This is a genomic window from Pseudomonas sp. B707 (genome assembly GCF_022496685.1).
Taxonomy (GTDB): domain Bacteria; phylum Pseudomonadota; class Gammaproteobacteria; order Pseudomonadales; family Pseudomonadaceae; genus Aquipseudomonas; species Aquipseudomonas paraglycinae.
Window position 1 is genome coordinate 109579 of the sequence record NZ_WTVE01000029.1, and the last position, 24079, is coordinate 133657.

Consider the following 24079-nt stretch of genomic DNA (forward strand, 5'->3'; position numbering starts at 1 on the left):
TGGCAAGCCAGCTCCCACAGATCTCTCACAGGTCTCAGTGTCAGCCACAGGTTTGCGAGTTGTCCCGGTTTCTCGCCACACCTTCACTTGTCCCCTCGCCCCCACCCGTGTAGAAAGCCTGTCCACAAATCGTGCACAAGGACTTTCCATGACAGCTCTGCCATGGCTCTATCTCGGGCTTCTCAGCCTTGGTTACGGATTGGCGCTGAGTTTCGGCCAGCTCGGCTGGCTGGCGCTGATCTCCATTGCACTGCTGGTTTTCGCCGGTTATGCCGTGCGCCAGCAAACCGTGCCGGTCGGGCGTTATCTCGGCCATGGCCTGTTTATCGTGTTGGCCCTGGCGCTGGCCCTGCACTGGCTGCCGGGTTTCTACAACGGCCGGGCCATCGAACCGCAGCGCTTCACCGACAACGCCGTGCCGTTCTCGATGTACCTGAATCTCGACAAACCGCTGATTGGCTTCTGGCTGCTGCTGGTCTGCCCGTGGATCGTCGCGCGTCGTTCGTTGCGCCTGACGGTTTACGCCACCGCGCTGGCACTGACGTTGAGTGTGATTCTGGCGCTCGGCGGTGCGGTGTTGCTGGGCATGATCACCTGGGCGCCGAAATGGCCGGATCAGGCGTGGCTGTGGGTGCTGAACAATCTGCTGCTGGTGACGCTGGTCGAAGAGGCGCTGTTTCGCGGCTATATCCAGGGCGGCCTGAGCCGACGTTTCAAACACCTGCCCTACGGCGAAAACCTCGCGCTGCTGCTGGCGTCCCTGCTGTTCGGCCTGGTGCATGTGGGCGCTGGCTGGCAATGGGTGTTGCTGGCGAGCCTGGCGGGTGTCGGCTATGGTCTGGCCTACCGTTTTGGCGGGCTCGGTGCGGCGATCGCCACGCATTTTGGCCTGAACCTGCTGCATTTCGGCCTGTTCACCTATCCGATGCTCGCGGGTTGAAGCAAGGGCCGTTTTGCGACGCTGTACTTATAAATGAAAAAAAATTTCAATAAATGGCCGACCCCGCCGACAACCTTTCAAAGCCTTGCGGATTGAAAAACCATGCGTAACAACCAGCCCATTACACAACGCGAACGGACTTTCCCGGCTCAGCAACGGTTGATTTCCACAACCGACGCCAAGGGCGTGATCACCTACTGCAACGACGCTTTCGTCGAAATCAGCGGGTTTTCGCGTGAGGAACTGATCCGTGCGCCGCACAACCTGGTTCGTCACCCTGACGTGCCGGCGGCGGTGTTTTCGCACATGTGGGGCACACTGAAACAAGGCTTGCCATGGATGGGCATTGTCAAGAATCGCTGCAAGACCGGTGATCATTACTGGGTGAATGCCTATGTAACGCCGGTGTTCGACGGCAATCAGGTGGTCGGTTACGAGTCGGTGCGGGTCAAACCCACCGCCGAACAGATCCGCCGTGCCGAAGCGCTCTACCAACGCATCAACCAGGGCAAGTCGGCGATTCCTTCGAGCGACAAGTGGCTGCCGATTGTGCAGGACTGGCTGCCGTTCATTCTGGTCAGCCAGTTGAGCTTCATGATCGGCGCCACCCTGAACTCGCAGTGGGGCTTCGCCCTCGCCGCCGGTCTGTCGGTGCCGCTGGGCCTGCTGGGCCTGCAATGGCAACAACGCGGGCTCAAGCGCCTGCTGCGTCTGGCCGAGCAGACCACCTCCGACCCGTTGATCGCGCAGATGTACACCGACAGCCGTGGCGCCCAGGCGCGTCTGGAAATGTCGATCCTCAGCCAGGAAGCGCGCCTGAAAACCTGCCTGACCCGTCTGCAGGACACCGCCGAGCACCTGACCGATCAGGCCAAACAGTCCGACGCCCTGGCGCACAACAGCTCCAGCGGTCTGGAACGTCAGCGCGTGGAAACCGAACAGGTCGCCACCGCCGTCAACCAGATGGCCGCCACCACCCAGGAAGTGGCGAGCCACGTCCAGCGCACCGCCGACGCCACCCAGGAAGCCAATCGTCTGACCGGCCGCGGCCGCGACATCGCCGGGGAAACCCGCGAAGCCATCCAGCGTCTGTCGGTCGTCGTCGGTGAAACCGGCCTGACCGTCACCCAACTGGCCAAGGACAGCGACGAAATCGGCGGCGTGGTCGACGTGATCAAAGGCATTGCCGATCAGACCAACCTGCTCGCACTCAACGCCGCGATCGAAGCAGCGCGTGCCGGCGAAATGGGCCGTGGTTTTGCCGTAGTCGCCGACGAAGTCCGCCAACTGGCACAACGCACCAGCGAATCCACCGGCCAGATCCACGCCCTGATCGCCAAGTTGCAACAGACTGCGTCCAGCGCCGTACAAACCATGGAAGCCGGGCATCGCCAGGCGGAAGAAGGTGTAGCGCGGGTTCTGGAAGCGGACCAGGCCTTGGTCGGCATCAGCGAAGCGGTGGCCAACATCACCGACATGACCACCCAGATCGCCGCCGCGACCGAAGAGCAAAGTGCCGTGGCTGAAGAAATCAGCCGCAACATCAGCAACATCTCGGAACTGGCGGACCAGACCTCGGAACAGGCGCATAACTCGGCGTTGCTGAGTGAAGAGCTGACGAAGACGGCTAATACGCAGTATTCGTTGGTGGAGCGGTTTAACCGCTGATTGTTCTGCAATACAAAAAACCCGGATAGCGAGAGCTTCCGGGTTTTTTATTGTGGCTTACGGCGTGACTACACATAGGGGCGCTATGCCCTACAAGCACGCCAGAATCCGCTGACTGGTGCACCTTTGGGGTCGGTTCTATCGTTTGCCGGTAGAAATCCAATCCCTTAAGCTGGTCAGTATGAATACATCTCCTTTGGAGGCTCCGATGGCCACCACCAGAAAGATCGACAAGCCAGTCAAAAAAGTCATTCGCGATGAACTGACTTTTCTTGATGTCCGGCAAGCCGCGCGTGATGGGCAGAAAGCGTTCGATAAATATGTGATCACTGGCAAGCTACCCATAACAAAGTAGCCATAGATGCCAGCAGTCAAAATCTCTGCGCTTTTCGAACAAATCAACAACTGGAAAAACTTCGCCGCTCATTTTTTTAACTACAAAGTGTGCGGTGAACTGCCCGCTATTTTCGGGCGAGACGAACGACTAGATCTCAGCGAAATGCATCACATCCACCTGGCCAGCATTCAAGCGACCCAGGCGCGGTGGGCAAAAATAGACCGCCAGTATTATCGAACTGCCCTGGTTGACGATCCTGACAACGACTTCTGGCTTATCTACGCCTACGATGCTTTCCGGGATGAATACCTTTTGCTGACAATCACAGGCCCGGATGCCCATAACCGGAGTGAGTGGGGTTCATTTCTGCGAACGGTGCATAGCGAGATTGTTGAGCCATGGATCGTGGGAAAAGTCATCTATTCCGACCTTGAGGACTTTTGATCAGTTGGCTGGCCAATTCTTGGAACTCGCCTGTAGCAAGGCAATAAAAAACCCGGATAGCGAGCTTCCGGGTTTTTTATTGCCTTGCTACTTACTCCTTCGGCACGAGGTTATCCAGCGCCTGATTCACCGCCAACTCGCCCAACATCACCACCTGCGCAATGCCCAACAGAGTCTTGCGGTTCGGCCCTTCCAGCAGGCCGGCGAAGTCACCGAGCATGACCGTGGCTGACGCGAGGGATTCGCAGGCGTTGGCCAGCAAGGACTCCGTGTCGGTTTGCGGGTTGACCATGAACATGTCGTTTGGGGTGTAGGGCGTGGCCATGATCCGGGCTGCGGGGGTCAGGTAATAGTCGAGGGCGCGTTCGGCCGCGTCGTGGAGTTTTCTTGAATCGGGAAATTCGTACGGGGACACCGGATCTTCTAACGGGGGAATGACGGTCTTGGACATCAGCTGGAACTCCGGAAAAGAGTCGCTTGAGGATTTTTATCGACGGCTGCCAGGCAGTGAGGGGACAAGCCCCTCACCGAGGCGGCAACTACCGCGAGACGTGATGGTTATCCAGCACACGATTGACCAGCAGCTCACTCAGCATGATGACCTGCTGCAGAATCTGCATCGCCTTGCGCTGCGACGGATCGACGGTGTCGCCGAGATCCCGGGCCATGTCACTGGCCGACGACAGCGTTTCGCACGCTTCGACCAGCAGCGTTTCGTCATCCATTGTTGGATTGACCAGATAGATCTTGCCCGGCTTGCGCGAGGGCTTGGACGTCTTCTGCGCCCCAGGATCGAGGTAATGATTGATCGCCCGTTCGGTTGCCGTTTTTATGTTTTCGGCTTCGAGTGCGGCGTCGTAGGGGATTGAATCGGTTTCTGGCGGGTTTGGCGTAATTTTGAACATACGGACTCTCTATCTTGAAAGAATTGAAGAGCCGTCACTTTCGCTACCAAACGAAGGGTGGCGGCCATACGTGGGTTGGTAGACCGGTCAAGACAGAGAAACCCCCGGCGCCCCCGAAGGAGCCCCACGCATGGCCACCATATAAAACTCAGCCCCAAAAATGAGACTGCATAAGGGACACCACACGGCTGTCAAGAAAACGGGCTACCAAACCCGATCACTGTTTTTCAGTGACAGGGAAACGATATAGCCCTCTCCAAGCCGCGTAAGCCGGCGGATTCTGGCGTACGCGTAGGCAACGACGCAAGGTGTTGTAGCCCTTATGGCGTAACGGTTCGTGTACTTTAAACGTGGTCACTGAACTGTGTTTATCAGTTGGTCTGGCGAAGTCGTCCCAAACATCAACTACGGTCAGCGCCTCGATAAATTGCACACCAATGCTTTTGGGGTGTCGCTCCTGATTTGGAGCAATCGACTTGGCTTTCTGGTGGTGCCCCCTAGGATAATAAAATGACGTAGTATCGATGCTAGGACGCGCCATTTGAGGGACTCGTCCTCAAGTGGCACCGATTTTTGGTGCTTTAAGCACATCAAATTTAGATTTCTTTCCATGAGTTCTATTTTTTATCTTCCCCGCAAGCTCTCGAGCAAAGACAGTATCTACACCGAAGACGAGCTCTTAGCCGCCTCGAATTATGTCGTTGTCTTGGCCGAACCCGGTGGTGGCAAAACTGAACTTATGGGTAGTTTGGCCCAGCAACTGGGTACTACCACCGTTACTGCAAACAAATTCAAACGCATCGGGCCCGACGCTGATAACTCTCCGCTCGTGATCGATGCGTTTGACGAGTTGGCAAAAGTCGATCAAACCGGCATTCACGATCTTCTGGCTAACGCCAGTAAAGCCAAGCCAACACACGTCATCATTTCGAGTCGGTCCAGTGAGTGGAGCAGCGCGGCCACAAACGCATTCGAGGAATACCTAGGATCCTCACCACTCGTGGTCAGACTGGTCGAGTTTGATGAAGAAGAACAGCGAGCAATTTTTCATCATCATGTTGAAGGCGAGGAGTTCGCAGCATTCCAAGCGGAAGTCTCTCGATTTGACCTAGGAGCGCTACTCCCCAACCCACAGTTCTTGAAGATGTTCGCAGACGCCTACGTAGAAAGCGGCCGACGTTTCACGGACAAACGAAATATATTCTCCCAAGCGGTCGAGCACTTAGCGAAGGAGGCTAACGCCTCGGTAGTGAAGACCAGCCAGTCTCTTTCGATCATACAAAGGGTTGATCTATCGTCTGAAGTGTTTGCCAAACTTTTGCTTTCAGGTGCAGAAGGTGTAGGAACGAGCGAAGCAACCGCAGACCGGATTTATCCTCTGCTCGCGTCACTGTTTGATAAGCCTACGGTAGCTGAAAGCATTTTGGCGACACGACTTTTTAAACCAGGGGACAGTGCAGATCAACATCGGCCGGTTCACAAGATCGTCGCTGAATACTGTGCAGCGGATTATTTGGCCAAGCGGATAACTGCTCCGTCGGACCCGCTGACTTTACATAAATGTCTACCTATCATTGCACCGAACTCCACAGTACGAGATGAACTCCGAGGCCTATTGGGCTGGCTTGCCGCACTCGGCAACAAATCCATTCAGGAGGCAGCGATTGAGCTTGATCCCTACGCAGTACTAGCGAACGGTGACCCTTCTCAACTTGAACATTCTTCAAAACGCCTGCTGATAGAGCGACTAAAAGACGTCGAAATGAAAGATCCCTATTTTCGACGAGGAGATTCGTGGCGCAGATTTAGCGCCGCAGGCTTCTTCACTGAAGATGTCATGAAAGAAATCAAGCCCCTTCTCGCTTCTGGAAGTGACGGACACCTACAAGGTCTGATTCTTGAACTTTTGGCAGGCTCGCCAGCAATCAAGCACTTGAGAGATGAGTTGCGCCAGCTCGTTTTAAATAGCAATGAAAGCGAACACGGTCGTTTATTAGCTTGCAAATGCCTGCTTGACCTAAAGGATTACGACTACAAAACCGACTTAAATACCTTAACCCTAGAAGCTAGCCAAACTTCGCTAAAAATAGCGGTTACTTTTATAACGGCTATCGGGCCAGAAACATTCGATCGAGTTTTTCTAGCCGACTTTCTTCGTACATGCTCAAAACTCTACCCCACTCACCAGATGCCTTACAAATCGATGATAGGGGAACGTTACTTTCTGAGACGCTTTATCGAAACATTTAACTTGGCGCAAATCGAACAACTATTGGACGATTTAACTAGGAACCTTGCCTGCACATGCAATAAAAAGCATTTCGAATGTGATTGTCGAATTGGAATCAGCAAAATCGCAGGCTTGATGCTGGATCAATACTTCGAACTGGCAACACCTCCATTCGCCCCAGAGCGCGTTTGGCATTGGCTCGAAAACCTAATTTTCCATGAGCAAAAAACACAGGACCAGAGCAAGGCAGTCCAGGCACTTCAAAATGACGATAATCTGCGGCAAGGAATAATTGGCTATGTGTTTGGCAAGCTCATTGACTGCGATAAGATTTTCGAGACAAGGATACACAAGTTTGATTTCCACTCTCACTCCGGCCTACGCTTTCAATCCCGCGACTATAGATTCATAGTTAATTTTGCATTCGAAATCGACAATCCAATTCTATGGTCTAACTTTATCGCAATTCATCAATATCATCTTAACAAAGATGAAAAAGGCCCAAATAGTTTACGACGACATATGCGCGAGCAGGCATTGAAAAAACCCTCTTTCATGAGGGAGTGGGCAAAATTCAACAGAGCAACCGCACAATCTGCGCAAGACAATTATAAAAACCTATTTAGGCATAATCGAAACTTTAAACGTCGCAATCGCCAACGCGACAGCATGCACAAGGCCAATATCCAGTATTTAAAGGACAACCGGGAATTGGTGGAGAGCGGACGGCACTGGCGTTGTCTTGCACGTTTCGCGGACCTGGTGCTTGTGTGTCCAAACGAAATAGAGCTTGAAGTTGGAGATGACACACTCGTTCGAAACGCTCTCAGAAACTGTCTGGACTTCATTGCCCCCGATGTTCCCGATCTGCTTAGACTTGCAGGTCTACAGTGTGCATCCAGGGGCGCGAGCACTGAACCTGTACTCTTTGCAGCATGCTTAGAAATAATGCGTAATACCGGCAATCTCGAAGGTGTTGATTTACGGTTGCTCCAAGCACTCCGAACAAACATCAATATGGGCTACAACGCAGTCAACAAAGAAGAACATGACGCGCTAAAGTCTGAGGTAGATCGTCTGATTTTTGCAGAAACTGGAACGGCTGAAGCTTTCCTTCGCCAGTATGTCGAACCGCAATTGGCACAAACAGGCTGCCTAAACCCGGAAATTTGGCTATTACGTGGTGACGAGGCTTTTAGCCACTTACGTGACATGCTTTCGATAGAATGGCTGAGGCGCTTTCCTGATTTAGCCATTGGGCCACTAGACGCAATTTTTGAGATCGCTGCTGAATGTGGCGATCGTAATGCTTTGCTTGAAATCATCGCAGAGCGCTGCGCAAACTTCATGTCCGTTTGGCCCAATCCAACAAGCGATGCGGACCTCGAGCAAAAGCGCACTTTTTGGTTCCTGAGAGCTTTTCATTTCATAAAAGATGCTCCTGACACATACTGGAATTGGCTAAAATCCGATAAGGACATAATATTTTCATTTAGTGATCGGTATGGGCGATTTAATTACGGCGAACACCCGTATTGGCCAAAACTCACATTAAGCAAGGTGGAGGCTATTCTAGATGCCTTTATCGAAAAATGGCCAAAAGTGGACCTGCCGAGCCACTATGGCACGGGAAGTCCTAGGGGAGAAAATGCATACCGCTTTTTGACAGAAGTTATCTGGTTAATAAATTCAGATGAATCCGATGAAGCCATATGCGTCCTTGATCGCCTACTTGCCGATCAGAGATTTACAGAAATGCACAACGACCTGAAGAGCATACGTGCCAGTAAAATCAGACAAAAAGCACTAAGAGACTTTGAACCTCCAACTCCTCAGGAAATCGTCAGCCGTCTGGACCGCGACACCATCGTAAACGTTGAAGGTCTCCGCCAACTCGTCCTACAAGAGCTTCAAGATTTTCAGAAGGCTATAGACGGTGGCGAGTTCAACCCAGCTGACCGCTTTTACAATAACGATAAGCGCTTGGGCGAAGTTAAGGCCACTGAAATCATCGCTGAGCGCCTCAATCTGAGACTGGAGCCACAAGGAATTGCTATTACGTCAGAGCATCAGCTAAAAAGTGAAAATCGCAGCGATTTTACTGCAACCAAGTTCATTGGTGGCAAGCGAAGATTACTTGTGGTGGAGGTAAAAGGTCAGTGGCACAAAGAGCTATACACTGCCGCGGCCGCACAACTCTATGATCGCTACTCAATCCATCCAGACGCTGAACAACAGGGCATTTACCTTGCTATTTGGTTCGGCCGCGATGAACTGGTCGCAGGTCTCAAAAATAAAACCATAAATACCGCTCAAGAACTGAAGATCAGCATCGAAAAGGCACTACCGCAAGAACTAGCGGGGCTAATTGATGTATTCGTATTGGACGTTTCCAAGCCTAAAAACTGAGCCTGGAAGACGGAATCAAAGGCCGTATGCAGTAGCCTAGGGGGATACCCCGGTGGCGGCCATGCGCGGGTTGGTAGACCGGTCGAATTGGGAAACCCGGCGCTCACGAATGAGCCCCACGCATGCCCACCATACAAAGCTGCACCTCAAAAAGAGACAGCATTGAAGGTGTCGCAATAACCACAACTCGAATCGGGCTACCAAACCCAGCCACTTTTCAGTGACAGGGAAACGATATAGCCCTCTCCAAGCTGCGTAAGCCGGCGGATTCTGGCGTACGCGTAGGCAACGACGCAAGGTGTTGTAGCCCTTATGGCGTAACGGTTCGTGTACTTTAAACGTGGTTACGCGATCGTGTTTATGCGCTGGAAATGCCGGGCTGGGGGAGCTTTCAGTTTTGGTGGTGTGTCAGTGAAACCTTCCCCCTCACCCTAGCCCTCTCCCCGAGGGAGAGGGGACTGACCGAGGTGTCTGGGCGAGGTACGCCGACGTGAAATACCGAGGTGAACTCTGGCCTTAAAAAGCAAACATCCCGCTTCTAAGCACTCAACACGATGAGCGTTAGCTCGAGTAAAGCTTTTGATCTTCGGGCCCCTTCGGCAGGCTGAGTGGAGGGATTCGTCCGGGGGTGGGAGCGCAGCGACCGTTTGGCGAAGCCAAACACATCGAGAGGAGGTGCAGCGAAGCAAACCGTAGGCGATGCCCCCCGGACGAATCCCGGAACGAAGGAACCCCGAGCCTCAGCGAGGGGCCGAACGCCGGGGCCTAGACCTTTTGGTTACTTTTGGGGCGTTTGCCAAAAGTGACCCGCCGTAAGGGCGGAACCCTAAGCAGCCATAACCGCAGCAACGGATATGCCCCCAAAAAAAGCCTCAACGAAGAAACCCAGCAACCCTCTCCGCCGCCGAAGCCAAATGCTGCTCATGCGTAAACCCGGAAACCTTGAGCGGCTTCAAATCATGATCCCCAGAGGCCAACCAAAACACCTCAATACTCGGCGATAGATCGTAAGCCTCAACGGCGTCCCGATTGCCAAGCGCATCCCGCTCCCCCTGAACAATCAACGTCCGAGTCTTCAACCCAGCCAAATGCTCAACCCGAGGCTTCTCCGGTTTCCCAACCGCATAAAACGGATAACCCAAGCAAACCAACGCATCAGCCCCCAACTCATCAGCCAGGAGACTGGCCATCCGCCCCCCCATCGACTTCCCGCCAACCGCCACAACCCCAGCGACATGACGTCGCACTTCAGCGAAAACCTCACGCCAGCACTCCTGCAATTTCCCCGCAGGATTCGGCGGCCGCTTGACCCCGTCAACCCGCCGCTGCGCCATATAAGGAAACTCAAACCGCAACACATTCACCCCAAGCCCAGCAAGGCGCCCAGCCATATCCGTCATCCACTCACTGTCCATCGGCGCCCCCGCACCATGCGCGAGAATGAGCGTCGCCGAAGCCTCACCAACAGCAGCATCCCAAAGCCACCCACGATCCCGCAGGCACTGCGCCCATTGATCCCCGTCAATACTGGCCTTGTGCTGTTTGTCCATGCTTGCCTCGCTTTTAGTCTGCCTATAACTCCAGGCGAAGGACGCGCTGTCGGCGCTCACTTCGGCTGAACCGTGGATGGGGAACCATGAACACTTCTATCAGTACCGCCTACAACTACAAGGTGGTCCGCCAATTCGCCATTATGACGGTGGTGTGGGGCATCGTCGGCATGGGGCTCGGGGTTTTTCTCGCGGCTCAATTGGTCTGGCCCGAACTCAACTTCAACCTGCCGTGGACCAGCTTCGGACGCCTGCGCCCGCTGCACACCAACGCGGTGATCTTCGCGTTCGGCGGCTGTGCCTTGTTCGCCAGTTCGTTCTACTCGGTGCAGCGCACCTGCCAGACCCAGCTGTTTGCGCCGAAAGTCGCCGCGTTCTGCTTCTGGGGCTGGCAACTGGTGATCCTGCTGGCAGCCATCAGCCTGCCACTGGGTTACACCAGCTCCAAGGAATATGCCGAGCTGGAATGGCCGATCGACATTCTGATCACCATCGTCTGGGTCGCCTACGCCATCGTGTTCTTCGGCACGATCATGCAGCGCAAGACCAAACACATTTATGTGGGCAACTGGTTCTTCGGCGCGTTCATCATCACCGTGGCGATCCTGCACATCGTCAACAACCTTGAGTTGCCGGTGAGTTTCACCAAGTCCTACTCGGTGTACGCCGGTGCGACCGACGCGATGGTGCAATGGTGGTACGGCCACAACGCCGTAGGCTTTTTCCTCACCGCCGGCTTCCTCGGGATGATGTACTACTTCGTGCCGAAACAGGCCGAACGTCCGGTGTATTCGTATCGCCTGTCGATCGTGCACTTCTGGGCGCTGATCACCCTGTACATCTGGGCCGGTCCGCACCACTTGCACTACACCGCGCTGCCGGACTGGGCGCAGTCGCTGGGCATGGTGATGTCGCTGGTACTGCTGGCGCCGAGCTGGGGCGGCATGATCAACGGCATGATGACCCTCTCGGGCGCCTGGCATAAGTTGCGCAGCGACCCGATCCTGCGCTTCCTCGTGGTGTCGCTGGCGTTCTACGGCATGTCGACCTTCGAAGGTCCGATGATGGCAATCAAGACCGTCAACGCCCTCTCCCACTACACCGACTGGACCATCGGCCACGTACACGCCGGCGCGCTCGGCTGGGTGGCGATGATTTCCATCGGCGCGCTGTACCACATGATCCCGAAAATCTTCGGCAAAGAGCAGATGCACAGCATCGGCCTGATCAACGCGCACTTCTGGCTTGCGACTATCGGCACCGTGCTCTACATCGCCTCGATGTGGGTCAACGGCATCGCCCAGGGCCTGATGTGGCGTGCGGTGAACGAGGACGGCACGCTGACCTACTCCTTCGTCGAAACCCTGGTGGCCAGCCACCCAGGCTTTGTCGTGCGGCTGATTGGCGGGGCGATCTTCCTCAGCGGCATGTTCCTGATGGCTTACAACACCTGGCGCACCGTGCGGGCCTCGCAGCCTGCTGACGTCGTTGCTGCCGCGCAGATGGCCTGAGGAGTCCGCCATGAAACACGAAACGATTGAAAAGAACGTCGGCCTGCTGATGCTGCTGATGGTGTTCGCCGTGAGCATCGGCGGCCTGACCCAGATCGTCCCGCTGTTCTTCCAGGACGTGACCAACAAACCGGTGGAAGGCATGAAGCCCTACACCGCGCTGCAACTGGAAGGCCGCGACATCTACATCCGCGAAGGCTGCGTCGGTTGCCACTCGCAGATGATCCGTCCGTTCCGCGCCGAAACCGAACGCTACGGGCACTACTCGGTGGCCGGTGAAAGCGTGTGGGATCACCCGTTCCTGTGGGGTTCCAAGCGTACCGGTCCGGACCTGGCCCGGGTTGGCGCGCGCTACTCGGATGACTGGCACCGCGCGCACTTGTACAACCCGCGCAACGTTGTACCGGAATCGAAAATGCCGGCCTACCCATGGCTGGTCACCCAAGCGGTCGACAGCAGCCACACCGAAACCAAGCTCAAGACCATGCGCACCCTCGGCGTGCCGTACACCGACGACGACATCAGCGGCGCGGTGGCCAGCCTCAAGGGCAAGACCGAAATGGACGCCCTCGTCTCCTACCTGCAAGTGCTCGGCACTGCGATCAAGAGCAAGAGGTGATCGAGATGGCCTTTGAAATGAGCGCGGGGCTGATTCGCGGCCTCGGCACGGTCGTGGTGTTCGTGGCCTTCGTCGGCCTGACCCTGTGGGTGTTCAACCGCAAGCGCACGCCGGAATTCGCCGAAGCACGCCTGCTGCCGTTCGCCGACGAGCCGCAACCCGACACTACCCAAGTTAATGAAACAAGGAGTACCCGGCCATGACCACCTTCTGGAGTACGTGGATCTGCGTACTGACCATCGGCAGCCTGATCGGCCTGACCTGGCTGCTGGTCGGCACCCGTCGGGGCGAAACCAAGGGCAGCGTCGACCAGACCATGGGCCACAGCTTCGACGGCATCGAGGAGTACGACAACCCGCTGCCGCAGTGGTGGTTCATGCTGTTCGCCGGCACGCTGGTGTTTTCCGTGGGTTATCTGATCCTTTATCCGGGCCTGGGCAACTGGAAAGGCATCCTGCCCGGCTACGAGGACGGCTGGACCGGCGTCCACGAGTGGGAAAAGGAAATGAGCAAGGCTGACGCCAAATTCGGGCCGATCTTCGCCAAGTTCGCCGCGATGCCGGTGGAAGAAGTGGCGAAGGATCCGCAGGCGCTGAAAATGGGTGGCCGTCTGTTCGCCTCCAACTGCTCGGTCTGCCACGGCTCGGACGCCAAGGGCGCGTTCGGTTTCCCTAACCTCGCCGACAAGGACTGGCGTTGGGGCGGCAGTGCGGAAACCATCAAGACCACCATCATGGGTGGCCGGATGGCGGCGATGCCGGCGTGGGGTGACGTGCTGGGCGAGGCTGGGGTGAAAAACGTCGCCGCCTATGTGCGTCATGAACTGGCGGGGCTGCCACTGCCGGCGGACAACAAGGCTGATCTCCAAGCGGGTCAGCAGGCGTTCAGCACAACCTGCACCGCCTGTCACGGGGCAAACGGCCAGGGCACCGAAGCCATGGGCGCACCGAACCTGACGCACCCGGCCGGTTTCATCTACGGCACCAGCCTGACCCAGCTCGAGCAGACCATTCGCCATGGTCGTCAGGGCCACATGCCAGCTCAGAACGAGCTGCTGGGCAACGATAAAGTGCAACTGCTCGCCGCTTACGTATACAGTCTGTCAAAAAATACTGAGCAGTTGAGCGACAAGCTTCAAGCTGAAAGCTCCAAGTAAAATCACAAGCAATGTATACAATCCTGCAGGCGACATGATTCGTCTTGTCGCTTGCAGCTTGCAGCTTGCAGCTGCTTCCTTTTGTCGCACCCCTTCACCCCCTCTCCTTTCGGTTACCCGGATTCGGGTCTACGCTTGCTCGATGCGGACTGGCCCGTGCCGGTTCCAGGTCGACCCCGAGCGAGGCGTTGAACGAATCGGCTGACTGACATGGCCGCAAAGGCCGGTAGATACCGGCTGTCGTGCCCATTACCGTCCGTCACCCGAACCGAGCGTTCGAACACACCCCGTTACATCCGACCGGGACCCCTCGCTTTTTTCGTCCGCTGCGACATTTTGCCCGAGGGCAATTTTGTCCTTACGCGGCGCATGGAAAGGCCGCAGAATCAGCGTTGGAAAGCATTGACCCAGGTCATGGCGCGTTGCATTGACCCCCTGCTTTCTACATACTTGCGGCCGATTTTAATCCTAATAAAACACCCAAACCGTGGAACCTTAGAATGAGCACAGCAATCAGTCCGACTGCTTATAACTATAAGGTAGTCCGCCAGTTCGCCATCATGACGGTGGTCTGGGGGATCCTTGGCATGGGGCTCGGTGTCTTCATCGCCTCGCAACTGGTCTGGCCGGAGTTGAACTTCGGTCTGCCGTGGACGAGCTTTGGACGCCTGCGCCCGTTGCACACAAACCTGGTGATTTTCGCCTTCGGTGGTTGTGCACTGTTTGCCACTTCCTACTATGTCGTGCAGCGAACCTGCCAGACGCGACTGATTTCCGACAGCCTCGCGGCCTTCACCTTCTGGGGATGGCAAGCGGTGATCGTCGGCGCGATCATTACCTTGCCGCTGGGTTACACCACCACCAAGGAATACGCGGAACTGGAATGGCCGATCGCCATTCTTCTGGCCATTGTCTGGATTTCCTACGGGCTGGTGTTCTTCGGCACCATCACCAAGCGCAAGACCAAGCACATCTATGTCGGTAACTGGTTCTACGGCGCGTTCATCGTGGTGACCGCGATGCTGCACATCGTCAACCACATGTCGTTGCCGGTCAGCCTGTTCAAGTCCTACTCGGCCTACTCGGGCGCCACCGACGCGATGATCCAGTGGTGGTACGGCCACAACGCCGTGGGCTTCTTCCTGACCACCGGCTTCCTGGGGATGATGTACTACTTCGTGCCGAAACAGGCCGAACGTCCGATCTACTCGTATCGTCTGTCGATCGTGCACTTCTGGGCGCTGATCACCCTGTACATCTGGGCCGGCCCGCACCACCTGCACTACACCGCACTGCCGGACTGGGCACAGTCGCTGGGCATGGCGATGTCGATCATTCTGCTGGCGCCAAGTTGGGGCGGCATGATCAACGGCATGATGACCCTGTCGGGCGCCTGGCATAAGCTGCGCACCGACCCGATCCTGCGCTTCCTCGTGGTATCGCTGGCGTTCTACGGCATGTCGACCTTCGAAGGTCCGATGATGGCGATCAAGACCGTCAACTCGCTGTCGCACTACACCGACTGGACCATCGGCCACGTACACGCCGGCGCGCTCGGCTGGGTAGCGATGATCTCGATCGGCGCGATCTACCACATGATCCCGAAACTGTTCGGCCGCGCGCAGATGCACAGCACCGGCCTGATCAACGCGCACTTCTGGCTCGCGACCATCGGTACCGTGCTGTACATCGCTTCGATGTGGGTCAACGGCATCACTCAGGGCCTGATGTGGCGTGCAATCAACGACGACGGCACCCTCACCTATTCGTTCGTCGAAGCGCTGCAGGCCAGCCACCCTGGCTTCATCGTCCGAGCTCTGGGCGGTGCGTTCTTCGCCAGCGGCATGCTGTTGATGGCTTACAACGTATGGCGCACCGTTCGCGCCTCGAACCCGGCTGAAGCCGAAGCCGCCGCCAAGATCGCCGTAGTTGGAGCTCACTGATGAAGCATGAAGCTGTCGAGAAGAATATTGGCCTGCTGGCCTTCTTCATGGTCATCGCCGTCAGCGTCGGTGGCCTGACCCAAATCGTTCCGCTGTTCTTCCAGGATGTCACCAACAAGCCGGTCGAAGGCATGAAGCCGCGCACCGCCCTTGAACTGGAAGGCCGCGACGTTTACATCGCCAACGGCTGTGTCGGCTGCCACTCGCAGATGATCCGTCCGTTCCGTGCCGAAACCGAACGCTACGGCCACTACTCGGTCGCCGGTGAAAGCGTCTGGGATCACCCGTTCCTGTGGGGTTCCAAACGTACCGGCCCAGACCTGGCCCGTGTCGGCGGTCGTTACTCCGATGACTGGCAGCGTGCGCACTTGTACAACCCGCGCAACGTCGTGCCTGAGTCGAAAATGCCGGCTTACCCGTTCCTCGTGGAAAACAAGCTCGACGGCAAAGACACGGCCAAGAAAATGGAAGTGTTGCGCACGCTCGGCGTCCCTTACACCGACGAAGACATTGCCGGTGCAAAAGACGCTGTGAAGGGTAAAACCGAAATGGACGCGCTGGTGGCCTATCTGCAAGGCCTGGGCACCATCATCAAAAGCAAACGGTGATCTAGATGGATATCGGGATGATTCGAGGCCTGGGCACCGTTGTCGTGATGGTTGCCTTCATCGGCCTGGCGTTGTGGGTGTTCAGCCCCAAGCGCAAGTCGGAGTTTGAAGACGCGACCTTGCTGCCCTTCGCGGATGATCCCGAAGCCATCAAGCACGTCGAGCAAGCTTCTAGGAGTAACAAAGAATGACTACATTCTGGAGTCTGTACGTCACAGTCCTCAGTCTCGGTACGATCTTTTCCCTGACCTGGCTGTTGCTGTCGACCCGCAAGGGCCAGCGCAGCGAGCAGACCGACGAGACCGTGGGCCACTCCTTCGACGGGATCGAGGAGTACGACAACCCGCTGCCGAAATGGTGGTTCATGCTGTTCGTGGGCACCATCGTCTTCGCTCTGGGTTATCTGGTGCTGTACCCGGGCCTGGGCAACTGGAAAGGCCTGCTGCCGGGTTACAACTACCTCGATACCGAGAAGCAGACCGCGTTCGCCAACGGCCAGACCGGCTGGACCGGCGTTCACGAGTGGGAAAAGGAAATGGCTCGCTCGGACGCCAAGTTCGGTCCGATCTTCGCCAAGTTCGCCGCCATGCCGATCGAAGAAGTGGCCAAGGATCCGCAAGCCCTGAAGATGGGTGGCCGCCTGTTCGCCTCCAACTGCTCGGTCTGCCACGGTTCCGACGCCAAGGGCGCTTATGGTTTCCCTAACCTGACCGACGCCGACTGGCGCTGGGGCGGCGAGCCGGAAACCATCAAGACCACCATCATGGGCGGTCGTCACGCGGTGATGCCGGCCTGGGCTGAAGTGATCGGCGAGCAAGGCGTGGCCGACGTGGCCGCGTTCGTGCTGACCAACCTGGATGGCCGCAAGCTGCCGGAAGGCACCAAGGCAGATCCGGCCAACGGCCAGAAACTGTTCGCCGCCAACTGCGTGGCGTGCCACGGCCCGGCGGGTAAAGGTACGCCAGCCATGGGCGCACCTGACCTGACCCACCCGGCCGCGTTCATCTACGGTTCGAGCTTCGCCCAACTGCAGCAGACCATCCGTTACGGCCGTCAGGGCCAGATGCCTGCCCAGGAACAACTGCAAGGCAACGACAAGGTTCACCTGCTGGCGGCGTATGTTTACAGCCTGTCCCACGGTGAAAAACCAGCGGAAGCCGAGGCCCAGTAAGGCCAACGCTTGAAGCAAAAAACGGCCCCGCCCATGAGAATTGGCGGGGCCGTTTTGTTTCACCTCAGTGCTGATTCAAAGAATGTTGCCTCCACCGAGACTGTCCAGGCCTGAGGGCTTGCGCTGCTTGCCAGCGTCATCAGGCCGGTTGCTGTTCGGGCCACCCGGCTGCTTCGTGCCCTCTCCATCTTCAGCCGACTCAATCGTCCCCAAAGCCGCTTGCAGGTACGCGACGGCCAGGGAAGCCCCCGGAATGGCGCTATTGAGAATGACGTCCAATGCATCGATTTCTTTCTGAGTAATGCCGAGTGCCTTGATCTTGCTTTTGTTCATACGTTTCATCCTTGAAAAGTGTCAGCTGTCCCGGGCAACGCCAATAAAAGCGATGCCCAGGCAATGATTTACGGGCGACTGGCCCAGATGGATTTCACCGGAACCGTGTGCACGAATCGCGGCTTTTGCCACTCATTGTTCTCGACCAGGTTGACGTGCATTTGCTTGCCATCCTCGGTGAAGCTCGCCGTCAGGTAGGTCTGTTGGGAAGTCCCGCCGCTGAGAAAAACCGGGACGTTACCCCACCATTTTCTGGAGCCTCCCCGCGTGTGGTAGTGGCCGGCAAAAATGGCCGTGACCTCATACTTTTCGATCATGTCCTGAAAACGCTGCCACTGCTGCGCATCGCCCTCCCAGTCATCGGGCTTGTGCATATTGATGATGATTGCGTAACCCTGAGCCCGCGCAACCCTCAAGTCTTTCTCAAGCCAATCCAGGGACTGGCTGATTTTCATGTCGTGCAACGGATGTTTGAGTTGAACTTCGTAAGTAGGCTCATTGTTCAACTGAACAAGGTGCACCTGACCGATATTCTTCGAGTAGGCAAGACTGCCATCATACTGTTTGCCAAATCCGCCACCCGTCACACGCACATCAAAGTCATCGACCTTGCCAGCATGATGTTCATGGTATTCGACGACGCTGTTTACGGCGCAGCGATTACCCAGACAATCATCGACGTTATTCTGATAGTCATGATTCCCCAATCCATATAAATAATCACTGCCAAAGTATTTTTTCAGCGCGGACTTCATGTATGAAATCTGATAAGGATGACCGAAAGCCGTGATATCGCCGTTGATCATCAATGGCACTTCAGCCTGACCACCCATTTTGCTGCGAAACTCCACAATGCTCGCAAACTGGCTATCCACGAGCCATTTGGCGCGCTTTTCAAAATCCTCATCCGACTCTGCCTGGCCACTATCCGTTCTGTCCGTCCATGGGTACTGAGGGTCCGATGCGAAAACCATATGCCGCGGCATCATTTCACTGGACAGCGCGAACGGTGCAAACAATACACACAGACACGCCACCAGCCTTGTTACTTCCTTGATAAACATACAACTCAATCCTTGCTCATATAAATAATAGATAAACTCAGCTGCGAACAGCCGCAGACGCAAACTATTCGAGAACGATGTTTATTTCAAATGCCCGACAAGCAGCAATTGATTTTATATATTTCAAGCCCGAGCAAAACACTTCATGCAACAACTAATACCCACAACACACAACCCAACTTAACTATTCAATCGATTCTATAAAAAGTTAAACCTTCCAGCGCTTTTCAGCTTGAGACTTGCAATAACTCCGCCGGATGCCCCTGAAGCAAACGGCATCCTGAGCCAAGGCTGCCCCCCAGGCGTGTTGGACGATTCGACTCGCCACCCGGAAAAAACCGTCCATACTCAACAAGTCAATTGATCTGCATCACGCTTTGTTACATTCGCTACACCATCCATGATTTTTCCCCAACGCGACCAAAGGTCGCACCCGTTCGTCGGTATGACAGGCGTATCATTGGGCCACTGCAACACCCCTTTTTGACCCCGGCCGGCACGTATCGACCGAGGCATTTTTCCACTGCCGTGGGATGCAATGATGAGCAACCAGATTCCGGTACACGACGTCACGCCCCCCAACAAGAACGCGAACAACAGCGTCGACCTTTACGCCTCTCGAGAAAAAATCTACACCCGTGCTTTCACCGGTCTGTTCCGCAATCTGCGGATGATGGGCGGCGCCGCGCTGTTCCTGCTGTATTTCGGTACGGTGTGGCTGAACTGGGGCGGCCATCAGGCCGTGTGGTGGAACTTGCCGGAACGCAAGTTCTTCATTTTCGGCGCCACGTTCTGGCCGCAGGATTTCATTCTGCTTTCCGGGCTGCTGATCATTGCCGCGTTCGGCCTGTTCTTCATCACCGTGTATGCCGGCCGGGTCTGGTGCGGGTACACCTGTCCGCAAAGCGTGTGGACGTGGATTTTCATGTGGTGCGAAAAGGTCACCGAAGGCGACCGCAACCAGCGCATCAAGCTCGACAAGGCGCCGATGAGCGCCAACAAGTTCCTGCGCAAATTCGCCAAGCACGCGCTGTGGTTGCTGATCGGTTTCGTCACCGGCATGACCTTCGTCGGCTACTTCTCGCCGATCCGCGAACTGGTCTTCGAGTTCTTCACCGGGCAAGCCGATGGCTGGTCGTATTTCTGGGTCGGTTTCTTCACCCTCGCCACCTATGGCAACGCCGGCTGGCTGCGCGAGCAGGTGTGCATCTACATGTGTCCGTATGCGCGCTTCCAGAGCGTGATGTTCGACAAGGACACCCTGATCGTTTCCTACGACCCGCGTCGCGGTGAAAGCCGTGGTCCGCGCAAGAAAGGCGTCGACTACAAGGCCCAAGGCCTGGGCGACTGCATCGACTGCACAATGTGCGTTCAGGTCTGCCCGACCGGCATCGACATCCGCGACGGCCTGCAGATCGAGTGCATCGGCTGCGCCGCGTGCATCGACGCCTGCGACAGCATCATGGACAAGATGGATTACCCGCGCGGGCTGATCAGCTACACCACCGAGCACAACTTGTCCGGGCAGAAAACCCATAAACTGCGGCCGCGCCTGATCGGTTATGCCGTGGTGCTGCTGGCGATGATCAGCCTGTTGGTGACGGCCTTTTTCATGCGTTCGCTGGTGGGTTTCGACGTCAGCAAGGACCGCGTGCTGTACCGTGAAAACGCTGAAGGCCGGATCGAAAACGTCTACAGCCTGAAAATCATGAACAAGGATCAGCGCGACCACACCTACGTGCTGGAAGCCGCCGGTTTGCCGGATCTGCGCCTGCAAGGCAAGCGCGAGATCAAGGTGCCGGCCGGGGAAATCTTCAGCATGCCAGTCGAGCTGTCGAGCGCGCCTGAACAATTGCCATCGAGCACCAACGAGGTGAAATTCATCCTCAAGGATGCCGATGACGACAGCGTCCACGTAGAAGCCAAGAGCCGGTTCATCGGCCCACAAAATCGTTGAGAGAACTGAACATGCCCGCAGCAAACGCCGCAAGTCCCTGGTACAAGCACCTTTGGCCATGGATCATCATCGGGATTCTGGCCTGTTCGGTGACCCTGACGCTGTCCATGGTGACCATCGCGGTGAACAACCCGGACAACCTGGTCAACGACAACTACTACGAGGCCGGCAAAGGCATCAACCGTTCGCTGGATCGTGAGCTGCTGGCCCAGACCCTGAAGATGCGCGCTGCCGTGCACCTGGATGACGTCACCGGCGAAGTCGACCTGCGCCTGAGCGGCGACAGCCAGCCGAAAACCCTGGAACTGAACCTGATCTCGCCGACCCAGCCGGAGAAGGATCGCAAGATCATCCTGGCGCGCAGCGAGACTGAAACAGGCCGCTACATCGGCCAGTTGAGCGACAAGATCGAAGGTCGGCGTTTTGTTGAATTGCTGGGCACTCAGGACGATCACGTTTGGCGGATGTTCGAAGAAGAGCTGGTCAGCCATGACAAGGATTTGTTGCTGGGGGATGAGCCGCTTCAAGGCGCTGAGGATTTGAAGAAGTAAGCAGCCTGCAAGTGCCCCCTCACCCTGGCCCTCTCCCCCTGGAGAGGGAACTGATCTCGGACGCTTGCACGCGCCATGTATGCCAGTGACGATGTCGCTGACTGAACCCATTAATCCGGCCACCACCGATCGGCCCCCTCTCCCTCCGGGAGAGGGCTGGGGTGAGGGCAAGCGGACCACTCGATTCCAAGGGTTTATTCCCTCGACAATGCCATGACCATTCCAATCCCCTGCTACCACTGCGCCCTGCCCGTCCCGGCCGGCAGCCGCTTCACCGCCGTCGTGCTCGGGGAGTCCCGCGAGTTCTGCTGCCCCGGCTGCCAGGCCGTGGCCGAAGCCATCGTCGCCGGCGGCCTGGAAAGTTATTACCAGCATCGCAGCGAAGCTTCGGCCAACCCCGAAGCGCTGCCGGTGCAACTGGTCGATGAACTTGAGCTGTACGACCGCGCCGACGTGCAGCAACCGTTCGTGCGCCACGAAGGTGAACTGGCCGAAACCACGTTGCTGATGGAAGGCATCAGTTGCGCCGCCTGCGGCTGGCTGATCGAGAAACACCTGCGCACCCTGTCCGCTGTGGCCGAGGCGCGGCTGAACCTGTCCAACCATCGCCTGCATGTGCGCTGGGCAGACACTCAGTTGCCGCTGAGCCAGATCCTCGGCGAACTGCGCCACATCGGCTACGCCGCACACCCGTATCAGGCCGACCGCGCCAGCGAACAACTGGCCAGCGAAAACCGCCTTGCCCTGCGCCAACTCGGGGTCGCCGGGCTGCTGTGGTTTCAGGCGATGATGGCGACCATGGCGACCTGGCCGGAATTCAACATCGACCTCAGCCCGGAACTGCACACGATCCTGCGCTGGGTCGCGCTGTTCCTCACCACGCCGATCGTGTTCTACAGCTGCGCGCCGTTTTTCAAAGGGGCCATGCGCGACCTGCGCACCCGTCACCTGACCATGGACGTCTCGGTATCACTGGCGATCGGCGCGGCTTATGTCGCCGGGATCTGGACTTCGATCACCGGGGTCGGCGAGCTGTACTTCGACGCGGTAGGCATGTTCGCCCTGTTCCTGCTCGCCGGGCGCTACCTCGAACGTCGCGCCCGCGAGCGCACCGCCGCTGCCACCGCACAACTGGTCAATCTGTTGCCCGCCTCGTGCCTGCGCCTCGACGACGCCGGCCAGAGCGAACGCATCCTGCTCAGCGAACTGCGCCTCGGTGATCGCGTGCTGGTGCAACCGGGTTCTGTGCTGCCGGCGGACGGCAAGATTCTCGACGGTCAATCGAGCATCGACGAATCGGTGCTGACCGGCGAATACCTGCCGCAGCCGCGTACCAAGGGCGATGCCGTCACCGCCGGCACGCTGAACGTGGAAGGCGCGCTGACCGTCGAGGTGCAGGCGCTCGGCCAGGACACGCGACTCTCGGCCATTGTTCGCCTGCTGGATCGCGCCCAGGCGGAAAAACCACGGCTGGCGGAAATCGCCGACCGCGCCGCGCAATGGTTCCTGTTGTTGTCGTTGATCGCAGCCGCCGCCATCGGCCTGCTGTGGTGGGAGCTGGATTCGTCGCGAGCGTTCTGGATCGTCCTCGCGATGCTGGTTGCAACCTGCCCGTGCGCGCTGTCGCTGGCGACGCCGACCGCCCTTACCGCCGCCACCGGCACCCTGCACAAACTCGGCCTGCTGCTGACCCGCGGCCATGTGCTGGAAGGCCTGAACCAGATCGACACGGTGATCTTCGACAAGACCGGCACCCTCACCGAAGGCCGATTGGTGCTGCGTTCGATCCGCCCGCTTGGCGCCCTCGACAGCGATCAATGCCTGAGCCTCGCCGCCGCCCTGGAAAACCGTTCCGAACACCCGATCGCCCGCGCCTTCGGTCGCGCACCGCTGGCTGCCGAAGATGTCCACAGCACGCCGGGCCTGGGGCTTGAAGGATTGGTCGGCGAACAACGTTTGCGCATCGGTCAGGCGGATTTTGTCTGCGATCTCAGCGCCGCGCCTGTGCCGTCGATGCCGAAGGAGCCGGGGCAATGGCTGCTGCTCGGTGACCTCCAGGGACCGCTGGCCTGGTTCGCCCTCGACGACCGTCTGCGCGACGACGCTCCGGCCCTGCTCGCCGCCTGCAAGGCGCGCGGCTGGCGCACACTGCTGCTGTCGGGCGACAGTTCGCCGATGGTCGCCAGCGTCGCTGCCGAACTGGGTATCGACGAGGCCCGGGGCGGTCTGCGTCCGGACGACAAGCTGCAAGTGCTGCAACAACTGCACAGGGACGGCCGCAAGGTGTTGATGCTCGGCGATGGGGTCAACGACGTGCCGGTGCTGGCCGCTGCGGACATCAGCGTGGCCATGGGCTCGGCTACCGATCTGGCGAAAACCAGCGCCGATGCTGTGTTGCTGTCCAACCGCCTCGACGCCTTGGTACAAGCCTTCACGCTGGCCCGCCGCACCCGTCGGGTGATCATCGAGAACCTGTTGTGGGCCGCGCTGTACAATGGCCTCATGTTGCCGTTCGCCGCCCTCGGCTGGATCACTCCGGTGTGGGCCGCCGTCGGCATGTCGATCAGTTCGCTGACCGTGGTGCTCAACGCCCTGCGCCTGACTCGCCTGCCGAGTGCGCCGGCCGTCAGCGCCACGTCAGAAACCCGCCCGCTGCCGGCCTGAGCCGCGCGGGCATGGAGTA

At 57.4% G+C, this 24079-nt stretch carries 21 protein-coding genes; 16 read left to right on the plus strand and 5 right to left on the minus strand.

The genetic code is table 11. The features are described 5' to 3' along the window. Positions 1 to 148 precede the first annotated feature (148 nt). The 4 genes from GQX66_RS18170 (at position 149) to GQX66_RS18185 (ending at position 3389) form a co-directional block, all read left to right on the plus strand. Positions 149 to 940 carry a CPBP family intramembrane glutamic endopeptidase gene (locus GQX66_RS18170; protein WP_085609004.1) on the plus strand — a complete coding sequence of 264 codons (792 nt, stop codon included), beginning with the start codon at positions 149 to 151 and terminating at the stop codon, positions 938 to 940. A 102-nt stretch (positions 941 to 1042) separates the two neighbouring features. Next, positions 1043 to 2608 carry a PAS domain-containing methyl-accepting chemotaxis protein gene (locus GQX66_RS18175; RefSeq protein ID WP_064594745.1) on the plus strand — a complete coding sequence of 522 codons (1566 nt, stop codon included), beginning with the start codon at positions 1043 to 1045 and terminating at the stop codon, positions 2606 to 2608. 208 nt (positions 2609 to 2816) lie between these two features. Beyond that, positions 2817 to 2963 (plus strand): hypothetical protein, encoded by a 147-nt coding sequence (locus tag GQX66_RS18180; RefSeq protein WP_165369536.1) that lies wholly within the window; start codon positions 2817 to 2819, stop codon positions 2961 to 2963. Positions 2964 to 2969: 6 nt separating this feature from the next. After that, positions 2970 to 3389 (plus strand): type II toxin-antitoxin system YafO family toxin, encoded by a 420-nt coding sequence (locus tag GQX66_RS18185; protein ID WP_240870304.1) that lies wholly within the window; start codon positions 2970 to 2972, stop codon positions 3387 to 3389. A gap of 91 nt (positions 3390 to 3480) precedes the next feature. On the opposite strand, the gene GQX66_RS18190 is transcribed toward GQX66_RS18185, so the two are convergent. Next, entirely contained in the window at positions 3481 to 3840 is a 360-nt protein-coding gene (locus tag GQX66_RS18190) for a DUF6124 family protein (protein ID WP_007956335.1), read from the minus strand. An 88-nt stretch (positions 3841 to 3928) separates the two neighbouring features. Beyond that, entirely contained in the window at positions 3929 to 4294 is a 366-nt protein-coding gene (locus GQX66_RS18195) for a DUF6124 family protein (protein WP_240870307.1), read from the minus strand. A 610-nt stretch (positions 4295 to 4904) separates the two neighbouring features. Here GQX66_RS18195 and GQX66_RS18200 point away from each other — a divergent pair. After that, positions 4905 to 8933 (plus strand): hypothetical protein, encoded by a 4029-nt coding sequence (locus tag GQX66_RS18200; RefSeq protein ID WP_240870312.1) that lies wholly within the window; start codon positions 4905 to 4907, stop codon positions 8931 to 8933. An 872-nt stretch (positions 8934 to 9805) separates the two neighbouring features. Here the strand turns inward: GQX66_RS18200 and GQX66_RS18205 are convergent. Further along, positions 9806 to 10483 carry an alpha/beta family hydrolase gene (locus tag GQX66_RS18205; protein ID WP_240870314.1) on the minus strand — a complete coding sequence of 226 codons (678 nt, stop codon included), beginning with the start codon at positions 10481 to 10483 and terminating at the stop codon, positions 9806 to 9808. Between the two features lie 86 nt (positions 10484 to 10569). Between GQX66_RS18205 and ccoN (GQX66_RS18210) the strand changes: the two genes are divergently transcribed. From ccoN (GQX66_RS18210) to ccoP (GQX66_RS18245), 8 genes are all read left to right on the plus strand, one after another. Continuing rightward, entirely contained in the window at positions 10570 to 11994 is a 1425-nt protein-coding gene (ccoN, locus tag GQX66_RS18210) for a cytochrome-c oxidase, cbb3-type subunit I (RefSeq protein WP_085747879.1), read from the plus strand. Between the two features lie 10 nt (positions 11995 to 12004). Further along, positions 12005 to 12613: a cytochrome-c oxidase, cbb3-type subunit II gene (gene ccoO / locus GQX66_RS18215; RefSeq protein WP_003223389.1), complete on the plus strand. Its 609-nt coding sequence runs from the start codon at positions 12005 to 12007 to the stop codon at positions 12611 to 12613. Positions 12614 to 12618: 5 nt separating this feature from the next. Beyond that, positions 12619 to 12816, plus strand: a complete 198-nt coding sequence (locus GQX66_RS18220; RefSeq protein WP_011333290.1) for a cbb3-type cytochrome c oxidase subunit 3 — start codon at positions 12619 to 12621, stop codon at positions 12814 to 12816. Continuing rightward, positions 12813 to 13769, plus strand: coding sequence for a cytochrome-c oxidase, cbb3-type subunit III (ccoP, locus tag GQX66_RS18225; RefSeq protein WP_240870317.1), 957 nt, complete (start codon positions 12813 to 12815; stop codon positions 13767 to 13769). Before GQX66_RS18220 ends, ccoP (GQX66_RS18225) begins: the two co-directional genes overlap by 4 nt. 500 nt (positions 13770 to 14269) lie before the next feature. Then, positions 14270 to 15712 carry a cytochrome-c oxidase, cbb3-type subunit I gene (gene ccoN, locus GQX66_RS18230; protein WP_039770049.1) on the plus strand — a complete coding sequence of 481 codons (1443 nt, stop codon included), beginning with the start codon at positions 14270 to 14272 and terminating at the stop codon, positions 15710 to 15712. After that, positions 15712 to 16320 carry a cytochrome-c oxidase, cbb3-type subunit II gene (ccoO, locus tag GQX66_RS18235; RefSeq protein WP_007905434.1) on the plus strand — a complete coding sequence of 203 codons (609 nt, stop codon included), beginning with the start codon at positions 15712 to 15714 and terminating at the stop codon, positions 16318 to 16320. The genes ccoN (GQX66_RS18230) and ccoO (GQX66_RS18235) overlap by 1 nt, the downstream gene beginning before the upstream one ends. 5 nt (positions 16321 to 16325) lie before the next feature. Continuing rightward, complete coding sequence (locus tag GQX66_RS18240; protein ID WP_003175465.1) at positions 16326 to 16511, plus strand: CcoQ/FixQ family Cbb3-type cytochrome c oxidase assembly chaperone; 186 nt, start codon at positions 16326 to 16328, stop codon at positions 16509 to 16511. After that, positions 16508 to 17491, plus strand: coding sequence for a cytochrome-c oxidase, cbb3-type subunit III (ccoP, locus tag GQX66_RS18245; RefSeq protein WP_039770046.1), 984 nt, complete (start codon positions 16508 to 16510; stop codon positions 17489 to 17491). The genes GQX66_RS18240 and ccoP (GQX66_RS18245) overlap by 4 nt, the downstream gene beginning before the upstream one ends. A gap of 75 nt (positions 17492 to 17566) precedes the next feature. On the opposite strand, the gene GQX66_RS18250 is transcribed toward ccoP (GQX66_RS18245), so the two are convergent. Both GQX66_RS18250 and GQX66_RS18255 read right to left on the minus strand, forming a co-directional pair. Further along, positions 17567 to 17824 carry a hypothetical protein gene (locus GQX66_RS18250; protein WP_085747881.1) on the minus strand — a complete coding sequence of 86 codons (258 nt, stop codon included), beginning with the start codon at positions 17822 to 17824 and terminating at the stop codon, positions 17567 to 17569. A gap of 68 nt (positions 17825 to 17892) precedes the next feature. Beyond that, on the minus strand, positions 17893 to 18888 hold the full coding sequence (locus tag GQX66_RS18255; RefSeq protein WP_240870318.1) for a metallophosphoesterase: 996 nt from the start codon (positions 18886 to 18888) through the stop codon (positions 17893 to 17895). A 541-nt stretch (positions 18889 to 19429) separates the two neighbouring features. On the opposite strand from GQX66_RS18255, the gene ccoG reads away from it, so the two are divergent. The 3 genes from ccoG to GQX66_RS18270 all read left to right on the plus strand — a co-directional run bounded on the left by ccoG (position 19430) and on the right by GQX66_RS18270 (position 24060). Then, positions 19430 to 20845, plus strand: a complete 1416-nt coding sequence (gene ccoG / locus GQX66_RS18260) for a cytochrome c oxidase accessory protein CcoG (RefSeq protein WP_085747882.1) — start codon at positions 19430 to 19432, stop codon at positions 20843 to 20845. Positions 20846 to 20856: 11 nt separating this feature from the next. After that, positions 20857 to 21396 (plus strand): FixH family protein, encoded by a 540-nt coding sequence (locus tag GQX66_RS18265; protein ID WP_236191030.1) that lies wholly within the window; start codon positions 20857 to 20859, stop codon positions 21394 to 21396. Positions 21397 to 21609: 213 nt separating this feature from the next. Further along, a complete protein-coding gene (locus GQX66_RS18270) occupies positions 21610 to 24060 on the plus strand; it encodes a heavy metal translocating P-type ATPase (RefSeq protein ID WP_240870319.1) in 2451 nt (816 codons plus the stop codon). Positions 24061 to 24079 lie beyond the last annotated feature (19 nt).

Coding starts and splice junctions, on each gene's coding strand:
- GQX66_RS18170 (WP_085609004.1), top strand. CDS start 149: ATGACAGCTCTGCCATGGCTCTATCTCGGGCTTCTCAGCCTTGGTTAC.
- GQX66_RS18175 (WP_064594745.1), top strand. CDS start 1,043: ATGCGTAACAACCAGCCCATTACACAACGCGAACGGACTTTCCCGGCT.
- GQX66_RS18180 (WP_165369536.1), top strand. CDS start 2,817: ATGGCCACCACCAGAAAGATCGACAAGCCAGTCAAAAAAGTCATTCGC.
- GQX66_RS18185 (WP_240870304.1), top strand. CDS start 2,970: ATGCCAGCAGTCAAAATCTCTGCGCTTTTCGAACAAATCAACAACTGG.
- GQX66_RS18190 (WP_007956335.1), bottom strand. CDS start 3,840: ATGTCCAAGACCGTCATTCCCCCGTTAGAAGATCCGGTGTCCCCGTAC.
- GQX66_RS18195 (WP_240870307.1), bottom strand. CDS start 4,294: ATGTTCAAAATTACGCCAAACCCGCCAGAAACCGATTCAATCCCCTAC.
- GQX66_RS18200 (WP_240870312.1), top strand. CDS start 4,905: ATGAGTTCTATTTTTTATCTTCCCCGCAAGCTCTCGAGCAAAGACAGT.
- GQX66_RS18205 (WP_240870314.1), bottom strand. CDS start 10,483: ATGGACAAACAGCACAAGGCCAGTATTGACGGGGATCAATGGGCGCAG.
- ccoN (WP_085747879.1), top strand. CDS start 10,570: ATGAACACTTCTATCAGTACCGCCTACAACTACAAGGTGGTCCGCCAA.
- ccoO (WP_003223389.1), top strand. CDS start 12,005: ATGAAACACGAAACGATTGAAAAGAACGTCGGCCTGCTGATGCTGCTG.
- GQX66_RS18220 (WP_011333290.1), top strand. CDS start 12,619: ATGGCCTTTGAAATGAGCGCGGGGCTGATTCGCGGCCTCGGCACGGTC.
- ccoP (WP_240870317.1), top strand. CDS start 12,813: ATGACCACCTTCTGGAGTACGTGGATCTGCGTACTGACCATCGGCAGC.
- ccoN (WP_039770049.1), top strand. CDS start 14,270: ATGAGCACAGCAATCAGTCCGACTGCTTATAACTATAAGGTAGTCCGC.
- ccoO (WP_007905434.1), top strand. CDS start 15,712: ATGAAGCATGAAGCTGTCGAGAAGAATATTGGCCTGCTGGCCTTCTTC.
- GQX66_RS18240 (WP_003175465.1), top strand. CDS start 16,326: ATGGATATCGGGATGATTCGAGGCCTGGGCACCGTTGTCGTGATGGTT.
- ccoP (WP_039770046.1), top strand. CDS start 16,508: ATGACTACATTCTGGAGTCTGTACGTCACAGTCCTCAGTCTCGGTACG.
- GQX66_RS18250 (WP_085747881.1), bottom strand. CDS start 17,824: ATGAACAAAAGCAAGATCAAGGCACTCGGCATTACTCAGAAAGAAATC.
- GQX66_RS18255 (WP_240870318.1), bottom strand. CDS start 18,888: ATGTTTATCAAGGAAGTAACAAGGCTGGTGGCGTGTCTGTGTGTATTG.
- ccoG (WP_085747882.1), top strand. CDS start 19,430: ATGAGCAACCAGATTCCGGTACACGACGTCACGCCCCCCAACAAGAAC.
- GQX66_RS18265 (WP_236191030.1), top strand. CDS start 20,857: ATGCCCGCAGCAAACGCCGCAAGTCCCTGGTACAAGCACCTTTGGCCA.
- GQX66_RS18270 (WP_240870319.1), top strand. CDS start 21,610: ATGACCATTCCAATCCCCTGCTACCACTGCGCCCTGCCCGTCCCGGCC.